At 64.7% G+C, this 13647-nt stretch carries 9 protein-coding genes; 3 read left to right on the top strand and 6 right to left on the bottom strand.

Annotated features, from left to right (window positions below; translation table 11 throughout):
• On the top strand, window positions 1-2080 hold a 2080-nt coding region (locus VFW45_05430), incomplete at its 5' end, for a S46 family peptidase (GenBank protein HEU5180211.1).
• A 13-nt stretch (window positions 2081-2093) separates the two neighbouring features.
• Here the strand turns inward: VFW45_05430 and VFW45_05425 are convergent.
• From VFW45_05425 to VFW45_05415, 3 genes are all read right to left on the bottom strand, one after another.
• Window positions 2094-2990 (bottom strand): alpha/beta hydrolase, encoded by an 897-nt coding sequence (locus tag VFW45_05425; protein HEU5180210.1) that lies wholly within the window; start codon window positions 2988-2990, stop codon window positions 2094-2096.
• A 130-nt stretch (window positions 2991-3120) separates the two neighbouring features.
• Entirely contained in the window at window positions 3121-4044 is a 924-nt protein-coding gene (locus VFW45_05420) for an alpha/beta hydrolase (protein HEU5180209.1), read from the bottom strand.
• A gap of 57 nt (window positions 4045-4101) precedes the next feature.
• Window positions 4102-4494, bottom strand: a complete 393-nt coding sequence (locus tag VFW45_05415) for a VOC family protein (GenBank protein ID HEU5180208.1) — start codon at window positions 4492-4494, stop codon at window positions 4102-4104.
• A 480-nt stretch (window positions 4495-4974) separates the two neighbouring features.
• Between VFW45_05415 and VFW45_05410 the strand changes: the two genes are divergently transcribed.
• Window positions 4975-5694, top strand: coding sequence for a lipid-binding SYLF domain-containing protein (locus tag VFW45_05410; GenBank protein HEU5180207.1), 720 nt, complete (start codon window positions 4975-4977; stop codon window positions 5692-5694).
• A 70-nt stretch (window positions 5695-5764) separates the two neighbouring features.
• On the opposite strand, the gene VFW45_05405 is transcribed toward VFW45_05410, so the two are convergent.
• Window positions 5765-6382, bottom strand: coding sequence for a matrixin family metalloprotease (locus tag VFW45_05405; protein HEU5180206.1), 618 nt, complete (start codon window positions 6380-6382; stop codon window positions 5765-5767).
• Entirely contained in the window at window positions 6379-6963 is a 585-nt protein-coding gene (locus VFW45_05400; GenBank protein HEU5180205.1) for a hypothetical protein, read from the bottom strand. Before VFW45_05400 ends, VFW45_05405 begins: the two co-directional genes overlap by 4 nt.
• Before the next feature lie 300 nt (window positions 6964-7263).
• Between VFW45_05400 and VFW45_05395 the strand changes: the two genes are divergently transcribed.
• Entirely contained in the window at window positions 7264-9453 is a 2190-nt protein-coding gene (locus VFW45_05395; GenBank protein HEU5180204.1) for a M3 family metallopeptidase, read from the top strand.
• Window positions 9454-9617: 164 nt separating this feature from the next.
• Here VFW45_05395 and VFW45_05390 read toward each other — a convergent pair whose 3' ends face one another.
• Window positions 9618-13562, bottom strand: a complete 3945-nt coding sequence (locus VFW45_05390; GenBank protein ID HEU5180203.1) for a myxosortase-dependent M36 family metallopeptidase — start codon at window positions 13560-13562, stop codon at window positions 9618-9620.
• Between the last annotated feature and the right edge of the window lie 85 nt (window positions 13563-13647).

Genomic DNA, 13647 nt, shown 5'->3' with positions numbered 1-13647 from the left:
CTGCGCCACCGCCGCGGCGCGCGCCGACGAGGGGATGTGGACCTTCGACAACTTCCCGTCGGCCGAGGTCCAGAAGAAGTACGGATTCGCGCCCGACAAGCAATGGCTGGAGCAGGTCCGGCTGGCCTCGGTGCGTCTGGCGGGCGGCTGCTCGGGCAGCATCGTCTCGGAGAGCGGACTGGTGATGACCAATCACCACTGCGCCCGCAGCTGCATCCAGCAGAACTCGACGAAGGAGAAGGACCTCATGACCTCGGGCTTCTTCGCAGCCAGCTCCGCCGAGGAGCTGAAGTGCCCGGAAATCGAGGTCAACCAGCTGCTGAGCATCACCGACATCACCGAACGCATGAACGCCGCGACCAAAGGCCTGGCCGACAAGGCGTACAACGATGCGTTGAAGGCGGAGATGTCGCGCGCCGAAAAGGAGTGCTCCACCGACGACCAGACCCGCTGCGACGTGGTAACGCTCTACCACGGTGGCCGGTATCATCTCTATAAGTTCCGCCGCTTCCAGGATGTACGATTGGTCTTTGCTCCCGAAGCCGACATCGCGCACTTCGGCGGCGATCTCGACAACTTCATGTTCCCGCGCTACTGCCTCGACGTCTCCTTCCTGCGCCTGTACGACAAAGACCAGCCCCTCAAGACGGAGCATTACCTGAAGTGGTCACCAACCGGCCCGAACGATGGCGACCTCGCCTTCGTGCCGGGCAATCCCGGGAGCACCCGGCGCCTGTTCACGGTGGCGGAGCTGGAATACGAGCGCGACGTGGCGCTGCCGCAGCGGCTGATGCGCCTCGCCGAGGAGCGCGGCATGCTGGTCGATTTCGCCGGGCGCGGAGTGGAGCAGGACCGCATCTCCACCACCCGCCGGCTGACGGTCGAGAACGCCTTCAAGGGGTACCGGGGGCGCTACCAGGCGCTGCTGGACAAGAATTTCTTCAAGGCCAAGATCGCCGGGGAGCAGGCCTTCCGCGCGCAAATCGATGGCGATCCAGCCAGGCGCGCGGCCTACGGCGGCGCCTGGGACGCCATCGCCGGCGCCAAGGAGGCGGAGCGCAAGATCCAGAAGCGTTACACGATGCTGGAGGGCGCCGGGGGGCTCACCGGCTTCCAATCCACCCTGTTCGACCAGGCCCGGACGCTGGTGCGCGCCGCCGACGAGCTGCCGAAGCCCAACGAGCTGCGCCTGCGCGAGTTCGCCGATTCGAAGCTGCCGGCGCTGAAGCAAAAGCTCTTTTCCGCCGCGCCCATCTACGACGAGATGGAGATCCAGACGCTGACCTTCTCGCTCACGAAGCTGCGCGAGGATCTCGGCCCGGACGATCCGCTGCTGAAGAAGATGTTCGGCAAGAGCTCGGCGCGCGAGCTGGCCGCCTCTCTGGTGAGCGGCAGCCAGCTCAAGGATGTCGCCGTCCGCAAGCGGCTGTTCGACGGGGGCAAGGCGGCGGTGGAAGCCTCGGACGACGCGATGATCAAGATGGCCCGACTGGTCGACGCGGACACCCGGGCCGTCCGCAAGCAGTACGAGGACGAGATCGAATCGGTGCTGAAGAAGAACGACGAGCTGATCGCCCGCGCCAGCTTCGAGATCAGCGGCACCGGCACCTATCCCGACGCCACCTTCACGCCGCGGGTTTCGTACGGCACGGTGAAGGGATTCGCCGCCGACGGCGTTCCGGTCGCGCCTCTCACGCGCATGGCCGGGCTGTACGACCGGGCAACGGGCGAGGACCCCTTCGTGCTGCCCGAGAGCTGGGTCAAGGCCCGCGGCGCGGTCGACTTGAGCACGCCGATGAACTTCAGCACCACCAACGACATCATCGGCGGCAACTCCGGATCGCCGGTGGTGGATCGGGACGGGCGCGTCAGCGGCCTCATTTTCGACGGAAACATCTACTCGCTGGGGGGCGACTACGGCTACGACGCGTCCATCAATCGAGCCGTGGCGGTGCACAGCGCCGCACTGCTCGAGGCGCTCGACAAGGTCTACCACGCCACCCGAATCGTGAATGAGATCAAGCCCAATGCCGTCTCGAACCGGCCGCGCGCCAAGTCGAAGGGTCTGACGGCGAAGTAAGCGCGCTTCCCGTTCATCGCAGCGTTCCTCCTCCTGTTTCGGGGTGAATGATCGCTTCCGCAAGCTGTTCAACGTGGTTGCACAGCGTCGAGAGATGCGAGTCATCCGGATAGGTCACGAGCTGTGCGCTCGGTAGTCGGGCGACCATTCGCCGCACCAAAGCGATGGGAGCCTGCACGTCACGCTCGCCGTGATATAGCTTCAGCGGAATCCTGATCTCCTCGAGCTCGAAATCGAAGGGCCGCATGTACAGGCGCAGGTCCCAGGCGGCGCCCTTCGTCCCACCTCGCACGCACTCGCGCATCACCTCGTGGAGGGCCTGGATGCGGCCCGGTTTCGCGAAGGCGGCGTAGTCCGCCGGCGGGACCCTGTCCTTCAGCTTGGCCAGCTCTTTCTCGGGGTCGTCGACGGAGGAAGATCCCATCGCCTTGAGCATCAGACGGCAGAGCGGAGGCGCATGGGCCGCCAGCCCCAGGAAGAGGCGATTGACGAAGGGGATGCCGGCCTTCGCCTCCGGCAGGTTCATCTGCCAGCCGCCGGAGACGATCACGGCGGCGCTGAGACGCTCGGGAATCTTCGCGGCGCAGACCGCCGCGTAAGGGCCGCCGCCCGAGTTGCCCAGCACGGCGAATCGTTTCAAGCCCAGAGCGTCTGCCAGTGCAGTCACGTCCCTGGGCCAGTCGGAAAACCCTCGGCCCGGCAGAAAGTCGGATTGTCCGATTCCGGGACGGTCGGGAGCGATAATGCGCAGCCCTGCGCGACTCCAGACGTCATTCCCGACCAGCAATGGCTCGAGTCGCGATGAGGGCGCCCCATGAAAATAGAGGACCGGTGAGCCGTCCGGCCTGCCAAACTCGGCGTAGGCCAGCCTGCGGCGATCGGACAGAACGAGGTGTTTCTCCCGATTCATGCGGATTGATACTTGTCTGTACTCCACGAACTTCACGGAAGCCAGGCAATTGGGATAAAGAATCGAAGCTGGCGTCGCGGTCCGCCGTGCCGCGACCCATGAGGTGCGTCAGGTGGAACACGGCACACCTCTACTTCGCGAACATTCCTATCGCCGTCAGCCACGTCTCCACCCGCTGCGGCCATTGCGTGATCGGCGATTCGGTGGGCCGGAGCCCGAACGCGTGCCCGCCCTTGGGATACGCGTGCAGCTCGGCGGGAACGCCAGCCTTCCTGAGCGCCGAATAATAGACCCTCGAGTTCTCGACAGGGTCCACCGGATCGTCTTCCGCGTGAATCAAGAGGGTGGGCGGCGTTCGGGCCGTCACCTGGATATCGGGGTTCAGCACGAAGTCTTTTTCACGGACCGCCAGATGTCCCGGATAGACGGCCACGGCGAAATCCGGACGACAGCTCTCCTGGTCGGCTGCATCCAGGGCCGGGTACAGACGCTTCTCGAAATGAGTGCTGAGCTCCGCGACCATGTGTCCGCCGGCCGAGAAGCCGAGCACTCCGATCCTTCGCGGATCGACATGCCACTTCGAAGACTGGAAGCGCACCAGCCCCACGGTCCTCTGCGCATCCTCCAACGCTGTCGGACAATCCCGGTACGGCCCCACCTTCACGCACGGCACGCGGTACTTCAACAGGACGCACGTGATCCCATGCGAGGTCAGCCAATCACAGATTTCCGTCCCCTCGAGGTCGATGGCCAGGATGTTGTAGCCCCCGCCCGGAAACACCACGATGGCGACGCCCCGGTTGCGTCCCCGAGGCGAATAGACCGTCATCGTGGGTTGCGTGACTTTGTCGACGTAGAGCCACGGCCTGCCGCCGACCAGTCTCTTGTTGCCTTGATTATCCACAACTGTCCCGACGACTTCGGGGCCATCGACCGTCCGCGCATCCGGCGCCGCTCCCGGCCAGATCGGCACCTGGACATGTCCCGGTGATGGCTGCCAGGCGGCCTGCGTCGCGAACAACCGGGGCACCGCGGTGCATGCCAGCAGAACCATCAGAAGCGGCCAGACCAGATAACCGAGTCTCATCCGCGCCGGGTCGATGGGAGATCCCTACTCGTTGCGGAGCTTGAAGAAGGCAAGGACGTACCCGTCGGCATCGGTCACCTCGAAGCCCCACAGTCCGGAGTCGATGAACGACAAGTCCTTATGGAACTTCGCACCGCGCCGGCTGAGCTCGCCGAAAAGCACGTCAGGGTCCGAGGTGTAGATCGAGGCGTCCCAGCGGGCCCATTCGTGCCGGGTGTGATTCGGACAGGGAAGTACTTCGGGCGTTATGGCCTTGAGCATGATGCCGAGCCCTTCGCGGCTCACCCGGGCGTAGTAGGGGTCGTCGTCCGGTCCCTGGAAGTCGAGCTTGAAGCCAAGGTGATCGACGTAATAGGCGATGGACGTCTGCAGGTCCTTGACGATGAAGAAGGGGTTGATCGAGACGAGGTTCGCCATGGGTGCTCCTCGAGAGGTCTCCAAGACGGCAGAGCGGGAGCAATTATGCTGCAAAGAGAATCGGGCGGGAAGGATTCCCCAGCAGAGCGGGGTGATGACCTTACGCGTCAATACGGATGGGAAAATGTCGGTTCACAATCAATGGATTTTCTCGGAGGACAAAACTCATCCGAGAGTTCTTTATCGGTGCATGCAGAAATACTGGTATTACGGAGACTTAAATCTATCCAGTCAGTCTTGGCACTGGCGTTGCTAAAACATTCCGTACCGGACCCAGCAGCGTGTCCAATGTCGTCAATAGCTCCGGTCCGGCAGAAAGGTTCCGAGCCGCATATGTCGGCAGAGCGGCGGCCCGGCGTACAAGCGTGCGACGAGTAGAGATTCGCGACAGCTCTGCTGACAAATGTTCGCAAGCGTCCCGGCGCGGGGAATTGCGAACGACCGGCGTGTATCGGCCGGCATTCTGAGAAGGAGGTTCTCATGCGTAAACGGTTCGCAACTCTTTTGATGGCGTCGGTGGCCGCTCTTCTGATGGCCGCCCCAGCGATCGCCAACGACGATGATCACGACAAGAGCGACAAGGCGAAGCGCACTGAGATCGTCAGCGATTCAGAGCAGGTTCTGCGTGACGCCGTGTCGGCTCCCGACAAGCGCATCCCGCAGGAGCTCCTGGAGAAGGCGGAGTGCGTCGGCGTCTTCCCGAAAGTGAAGAAGGGCGCCTTCGTGGTGGGCGGCGAGTACGGCAAGGGTCTGTTCACCTGCAAGACGGAAGACGGGACGATGAGTCCTCCCGCCTTCTATTCGATTGGGGGGCCGAGCGTAGGGTTTCAGGTAGGCGGCTCCTCCACCGACCTTGTTCTCCTCGTCATGAACAAGGAAGGAATGGACTATCTCCTGAAGGACAAGTTCACGCTGGGTGCCGAGGCTGCCGCGGTGGCCGGCCCGGTGGGCCGTAATACCCAGGCGATGACCGATGCGATGCTGCATGCTCAGATTCTGAGCTGGTCACGGTCTCGCGGAGCCTTCCTGGGCGCGTCCCTCGAAGGGATGGTCGTGAAGCCGAAGGAGGACGCCAACCAGGAGTTCTATGGCAAGCCGCTCACGGGGCGCCAGATCCTGGTCGAGCACAGCGTCGAGGTGCCGGCGGCCGCCAAGTCGTTCGTGAAGACGGCCAGCGGTTATACCGGGGCAAAGTCCTAGCCTAGACTTTCCCTTAAATAAAAAGCGGGGCCGAGACGGCCCCGCTTTTTTGTTGCCCGCAAACGCCGACCTAGTAGCAGAGGGCGTTTTCACCCGCGTTTTCATCGGGTCCTGAGCTCTTGTTCTCACAGGTCCCGAAGGACGGGTACATCAGATCGGACGGAACGTTGGTGTGGCAGAGCCCGGTGACGTGCCCGAACTCATGCTCAGACACCCCGTTGAGGTAGATTGCCGGTCCGGCCGCGCAGGGGCACTGACCGCCGCCTGACGTCCAGCGATAGGCAGTCGTCAGCCGGACGTCGGCCTCGTAAAGATTGGCCAGCAGGTTGCCCTGGCAGTTGAAGGTCGCCTGTCGATCGTACTTGAGGAGATTCGTCACGCCGAGCGTCTGGCCGCCCAGGTTTGCCCAGCCGACCGTGTTCTGGCCGTCACGCTTGTTGGCGGTCTTGGTCGTGGTGCCCGCATAACTCAGGGGGCGCCATGGAGTGATGCCGCCGGTGACGGCGCTGTCCATCTGCGAGGCGCTGATGCATTGTCCGGTGGTCACCTTGCCGCTCGGGTTGTAACGGATGTCGGCGCCGTTCGGCCAGCGCACGCCGATGAGGCAATAGGCCGCGGCCCCAGAAGTGGCGAGCAGCAGGCAGGCGGCCGTCAGGACGATGGTTTTCGAGCCGATCTTCCGGATCATTGTGTCACCGCCTTTCCGTGGACCTGGGCGCGCAGGACCTCGTTGTCGAATCGGGGATTCCGGCCGGCATAGGAGACACGCCCCTTCATGTCACCATAGGAGACCGGACCCATCTCCACTGCCTGCTCGCCGACGATCGACAAACCATCCTGGAGAGCCCGGGTGAAGGTGGTCGCGCCGGTCTTGTCCTCGTTGACGTTCCAGACCCCCATCGACAGCCCCAGGTTGTACAGTCTTCCATCGACCGACTCGATGAAGACCAGGACCTTCTGCCCGCTATGGAATACCGCCTCGCCGATGGCCTCGGAGATCTCCCCATCTTTCTGGCCGCTGCGGCTATGGAATGTAATCGCCTGGCCCTTGCGCGCCTCGCCTTTGAGCACGTCGGTCACCTTGAGGGTGACCGCTGTCTCCAGCCCGTTCACCGGATGATTGACCCCCCGCTGGTTCAGGACCTCTCCCACCACGACGAGCTGGGAGAGGCGTGCCTGATCCTCCACCGACAGCCCGATCACGGAGCTCGCCCAGGCGGATGCCGCCGCCAGCGCGAGGACGAACGCGATTACGCCTTTTCGTCTCATGCTTGCCCCCCTTTGGAGTAAAGGTTTGGACGCAGGAGGCCCTTATACCCCAGCCCCGAGGGAAGGCACAAGACCCTTGATGGGGATTGATCAACTGGGCGGTGGCGCCGGGGGCGGCTCGGGCTATAATGCGGGCCGCAAACGTCCAACTCGGGCCAATGGAACCGCCGCGGGACTTCCCGCGTCCGGGACGGCCCATCCCGCGACCCCTTCCCGACGCCCCGGGAGCGGGACCGAAAACGCGAGGGCGAAAACGTTCGGTATTGCGGGCGCGCGCGCCCGGCAGGGAGGCCTCTTAAGATGAAGTGGTTCAAGTTCGCCTGCGCGGGGATGCTCGCGCTGATCGCTGCGGGAGCGACCCAGGGAGATGCCGTGACTCAGAAACCGACGAAACCCGCGGCCGGCGCCGCGGCGCCGGCCAACGTGCTTCTCGCGCAGTGGACCGGCCCCCATGGGGGTGTGCCGCCCTTCGACAAGGTGAAGGTCGACCAGTTCAAGCCGGCCCTCGAAGAGGGAATGGCCGAGAACCTGAAGGAGATCGACGCCATCGCGGCGAACCCCGCACCGCCCAACTTCGAGAATACCATCGCGGCGCTGGAGCGTGCGGGCCGTGGGCTGACGCGGGCCGTCAGCATCTACGGGGTCTTCAGCTCCACCATGAGCACCCCCGATTTCCAGGCGGTGGAGCGCGAGATGGCTCCCAAGCTGGCGGCCTTCCAGGACAAGATCACGCAGAACGAGAAGCTGTTCAAGCGCATCGAGGCGGTGTACCAGACGCGCGACAAGTCGGGACTGACGCCGGAGCAGCAGCGGCTCGTCTGGCTGGACTACACCGGCTTCGTCCGCGCCGGCGCCAAGCTCGATCCCGCCGGCAAGAAGCGGGTCGCCGAGATCAACGAGCGCCTCGCGGCCCTGTATACCAATTTCCAGCAGGATGTCCTGGCCGACGAGAGCGACTACGTAACCTATCTCACGAAAGAAGTAGATCTCGCCGGCCTGCCGCCGTCGGTGATCTCCGGCGCGGCCGCCGCCGCCGAGGCGAAGGGGAAGAAGGGGCAGTGGGCCATCACCAATACGCGCTCCAGCATGGAGCCGTTCCTCACCTATTCGTCCCGGCGCGACCTGCGCGAGAAGGTCTGGCGCACCTACTACAGCCGCGGTGATAACGGCGACGCCCACGACACCAAGAAGATCATCACCGAGATCCTGAAGCTGCGCGCCGAGCGGGCGGTTTTGCTCGGCTATCCGACGCACGCCCATTGGCGGCTGGAGAATTCCATGGCGAAGAACCCCGAGAACGCCATGGCCTTGATGAAGTCGGTCTGGACGCCGGCCGTCGCGCGGGTGCGCGAGGAAGTCACCGACATGCAGGCGCTCGCCGACAAGGAGAACGCCGGCTTCAAGATCGCCCCCTGGGATTATCGCTACTACGCCGAGAAGGTGCGCGCGGCGAAGTACGATCTCGACGAGAACCAGATCAAGCCGTACCTGCAGCTGGAGAAGCTGCGTGAAGCGCTCTTCTGGACGGCAGGACAGCTCTTCGGCCTGAAGTTCACGCCGGTCACCGACGTGCCGGTTCTGCTGCCGGACATCCGCGTCTGGGAAGTCAAGAATGCGTCAGGCGCGCATGTGGGAATGTGGTACTTCGATCCGTACGCTCGCACCGGCAAGCAGTCGGGCGCCTGGATGAACGAGTACCGGCCGCAGGAGCGCTTCGAGCATCCCATTCCGGTCATCGTCTCCAACAACACCAACTTCGTGAAGGGAAAGCCGGGTGAGCCGATTCTGATCAGCTGGGATGACGCCCGGGCGCTGTTCCACGAGTTCGGGCACGCGCTGCACGGGCTCAACTCCAACGTGACCTATCCGTCGCTCGCCGGCACGGCCGTGGCGCGCGACTACGTCGAGTTCCCCTCGCAGCTCCTGGAGCACTGGCTGGAGACGCCCGAGGTCCTGAACAAGTTCGCCGTCAACGCGCAGGGAAAGTCGATTCCGTCCGAGCTGGTGGCGAAGATTCAGAAGGCGGCCACCTTCAACCAGGGCTTCATCACGGTCGAGTACCTGGCCGGCGCGCTGGTGGACATGGAGCTGCACCTGGCGGCGACGAAAGATACGGAGATCGATCCCGCGCAGTTCGAGAAGGACGCGCTCAAGAAGCTGGGAATGCCGGATGAGATCTGCATGCGGCACCGGACGCCCCAGTTCAGCCACATCTTCGCGGGCGACGGCTATTCGGCCGGATACTACAGCTACCTGTGGGCCGATACGCTGAGCGCCGACGCCTGGGCCGCCTTTACCGAGGCGGGAGGGCCGTACGACAAGGCGGTGGCGAAGCGTCTGTACGACAAGGTCTTCTCCGCGGGCAACACGGTCGATCCGGCGGAAGCCTACCGTGCCTTCCGCGGCCGGGACGCCGGGACCGCCGCCTTGATGAAGGAGCGGGGCTTCCCGCAAGAGGCTTCGGCAGCGGCGCCGGCAGCCGCCAAGTAGATACCGCCTACGCAGCGGTCGAAAAAAGGGCGCGGGGCCTCGGCCTCGCGCCCTTCTTCTTTACTCCCTGCAGCTCACGCAAGGCGCCTGATCAAGTACCTGATCAAGTACCGGCTGTTCAGGTGTCGCGCCCCGGGCCGATTTCGAATCGCCGAACCAGGTCTCTACGGGCAGGGCGGGGCGGCGCGGGGCGCTCCCGCGGAGCTCGTCCCGAGATTGCTGCCGCAGGCATTCCGCGATCGGACCAGGTAGAACAGCACCGCGACCGGATTCGTGGCATCGACCGCAGACAGGTTGGTATCTCCCGACTCGACGCAGGTCGGAGAGACAAAGGAAGCCGTCGTGTTGCGCAGCAGGTCATAGAGGACCGTGTTCCCTCCCGGGCTTGACGGGACCAGCCAGCTCAGGATCGTCGCACCCGGCGCATCCAGCGTCAGGCTGAGTGCCTCGGAGGGAGCCGCCCAGAGCGACGAGTTTCCGGGAGAGCAGTCGTCGATGTCGGGCACCCCGTCGGTGTCGGTATCGATGCAGACATGACCGTCGGGGACCAGCGCATTGAATGGGAGATTGGTGATGTTGGAGAAGGCCAGGTTGTCGATCTCCCATCCGGGAGCGCCGACGCTGGCATCGGTGCCGATGCGGAAGCGTACCTTGACGATCTGCCCCTGATAAGCCGTGCCGAGATTCACCGTCACCGTGGAGAATGCGGGATATCCCGGGCTGGTGCCGGCGTACGCCGACCGGCCGGAAAGGGGGTTGCCGCCGCCGCTCGTCAGGACGGCCGTATAGCCGGGCGAAGCCGAGGCCCCGATGTCGGTCCAGCTCGTCCCGCCGTTGTTGCTGATCTCGATGACCCCGCCGTCGTAGAAGGTGGGGACGGTATCGGCCTCGAACGAGTAACGATGGCTGAAAGTGAAGCTGAAGCTGCCGGTGGCGGCGACATTCAGCGACGGCGAAACGAGGTAGTGATCGGCAGGCTCATTTGAATCGGGCCCGAGCCACCGGTGATCCGAAGGGGTCACCTCGAGGCGCGTCCAGGGCTCGGAGCCGTCCAGCGACAGGTTGTGCGAGACCGTCCAGCGCGGGGTGCCGCTCTCGACGTCGTCGGAGGCCGAGGTGTTCGGCCGGTCGTCGTAATTGCCGCGCTGCGCCATGGGAACGCTCACCGCTCCGGGGAGGGCGAAGCCGGAATCGTTGAAGGAGATCGTCAGCGGAATCGACTGGATTCCGGAAACCGCGCCGAACTGTATCGCCACGGTCGCCGTGGTGTTGCCGAAAGGCTGCGAGGAGGGGAAGGAGATTGGCCCCGCCGGGAAGAAGGCCACCGACGGGTTCGACGAGCTGACGGTGGCGGTGGTCGCGCTCAGCGCGGTGCTGCCGGTGTTGCGCAGCGTGATCGTCAGAGTCCCGGTCTCGCCGGCATCCAGGACGTGGTCGCGATCGCAATAGATCTGATTGTCGTCCACCGTAGCGCTCACGAACGAAAGATCGCCGCCGGCCGTGAAGCTCTCCACCACCCCTTGCTGCGTCAGCGAGTAGCGGCTCGGGGCCACGGCCCGGATTCCGGCGCCGCGCTTCGCGAAAGCCTGCGCGAACAGCAGGAAATCCTGGTTGTCCCCGGCCAGCGCCGCGGCCAGGACCGCGTCGCGCGCCTCCAGGACGGTGGGCTGCGACGGCGTCATCTTGTAGGCTGCCACCAGGTAGTCGCGCATCCGGTCGCGCGCCTCGTCGAAGGTGAGACGTGCCGTGTCGCGCAACAGCGACGCGTAGCACTCCCACAGCATCGTCGCCCACACTTCTCCCGTGTTGTGCACCTCGGAGTTGTTCGTGCCGTCGGCGCCGAAGTCCACCGGGGCCCCGGTGATCGGCACCCCGTTCGAGATGTGGTGGAAAGTCAGCGGGTTCTTGGTCATGTCGGTCGAATAGGGGACGCGCCGGAACCCGAAGTAATACCCCTGGTTCCCCTGGTTGCCGTTGTCTCCACCGCTGTTGACGTAGGCCCCCATGGCGTAAACGCCATTGAAGTTGGCATTCGCCGGGATCAGCGCGTCCTCGCTGCGCACCGCCATCAGCAGCGCGTGGAAATCGCCCCACCCTTCGCCCATCCCGCCCCCCTGCTGGTTCGACAAGCCGTTGGCATCTCCGATCAGGCGGTTGCTGATGTAGTGCCCCCACTCGTGCGCCACAACTTCGTTGTCGATGGTTCCGTCGCGGTCCACCGCGGCGCCGCGGAAGAGGTTGGCGGTCACCCCCACGCCGAGCTGCGCCCGAATCGTGTTGCCGTCGTCGAGCGAGACGAGGACGCTGGGAATGGTGATGGTCGCGTCGGTACCTCCCATGTCGAGGATCCCGGCGGAGTTGTTCGCTACGATCGCCCCGATCGCCCCGTTGAGCTGGGCGTTCTTGACCTTCACCGTGAAGGAGCAGTTGCCCCGATCGAGGAAGGCGATCTTCCCCGACAGGGCGCCGGCGTTGACGAAGGGGGTCGTGCAGGCGTCGGTGGCCGGGGCCGTGCCGTCGTTCACCAGGACGACGCTGTTGGTGAGATTGAAGGTAAGCGGTCCGAAATCCGCCACGCCGACGGCGTAGGTCCCGGCGATTGCGGCGGGAGCATTGATGTTCAGCGCCCGGGCGCCGATGCCGTCGAAGACATACATCTGCATGCGCGGGCGCGCTCCGTCCGCGGGCGTCGACATGTTAGCGTTGTTGCGTCCGCTGAAATCCTGCGCCTCCGCCTTGATGCTGTCGTTCCCCAGACCGCCGCGCCCGAAGTTGTTGGTCTGCGCGTCCCCCGCGACCTCGTTGAAGCCGGAGTCATAGAACCAATCGTGGAAGAAATTCACGTCGAAGAAGAGCTGGGTGATGGCGGCCATCTGCTGGTTGGCGCTGGATGCGGGCGCCAGCGCCGTGTTGTAGGTCCGGTCGAAGGTGTTGGTGGAGGTAGTCGTCGCACGCAGATCGCCGGCGCTGAAGCCGTCGGGAGATGCCAGGTCGGCATAGGCATCGGTGTTGTTCCCGGTGGTCACCGTGGAGCCGGCCGGCAGCCAGGGATCGTTGGTGCTGATCGGACCGTTCTGCAGCGTCACCAGCGACGGGGCGACGAAGGGGGCCTGGTAGCCGTCGAGTGTCCCGGTGGGATGCGGCGTGCCGACCGTCCCCTGCGGCCCGTCGGCGGGGAGGAACGGCGTGGAGGTCAGGGCCCAGACGCGGTACGAGAAAGCGTCGCGCACCGTGAGATTGTTGCGGAAGAGAATGGAGCCGTCCGCCGCGGAGACGACGTAGGCGTAGTAATCGGATTCGTTCGCGCCCGGACTGCCGGCGTCCAGCTCGACGTAGTAGGCAGGCTCGAGCCGATCGGGAAGGTGAAAAAAGACCTTGCGCAGGCGGGCGGGTTGCAGGAGCGGCTTGTCCAGCATCGCCGCCACCTCGTCGCGCAGGTGGACCAGCTCGTAATCGGAGCCGCCTCTCCCGACCGGCAGGAAATCCAGCGGCCCGACCGCCGCGCCGGTCAGATCGTGGTAGGCACGCGCCGCCGCCTCGCGCCCCTCGAGATCGAACCGCGGAGGAGCGCCGCGGGCGGCGCGTGCCGGCCCTCCCGCCAGGAACCCCGAGATCGCCAGGAGGTCCAGGTCGCGCCCCATGATCATCTTGATCTCGTCGCGAAAGACCGGAACACCATTGACGCGCTGCCGGAAAGAAACGATGACGGCGCCGCGTCCGGTGTCGTGAATCGATCCCAGCTCGACGCTCGCGGCATCCCCCGGCTCGAGGTCATAGAGGGAGGCGAACCGGCCAAGGTGCTCCCGTGCCGCCGCCTCGGGGCCCAGGCCGCGGCGCCGCGGCGAGTCGGCGCCTCCCATGCGGGCCCCCTCGGAAACCCATAAGAAGGTTGGAAGCCCCAGGATTTCATGCGTCTGCAGGGAGCGATCGGATCGGACCAGGTCCTTGCTCAGACCGGGAGGAAACTGGAAGCTCTTGCGGGTTCTGCCTTTAGCGGAGAGGGCATCGATATTGGGAAGGTCCCGGGCGAACAGGGGGGTGCCGCCCAGGATCGGGCATCCAAGAGCGGACAAAAGGATCAGGATCGGGACTCTGGCGCGCGCCCCCATGAGATTTCCCTCTCATTTCTTGACCAGCGTCCTTCGATAATAGCATGGGGTCCCGGGCCTCCCCAGGCCATTTCGATTACCGGAA

This window comes from Candidatus Polarisedimenticolia bacterium (assembly GCA_035764505.1).
In the GTDB taxonomy this organism is placed as follows: domain Bacteria; phylum Acidobacteriota; class Polarisedimenticolia; order Gp22-AA2; family AA152; genus AA152.
Note: the sequence above shows the minus strand (reverse complement) of the source record. Positions and strands in the feature narration are given on the sequence as shown.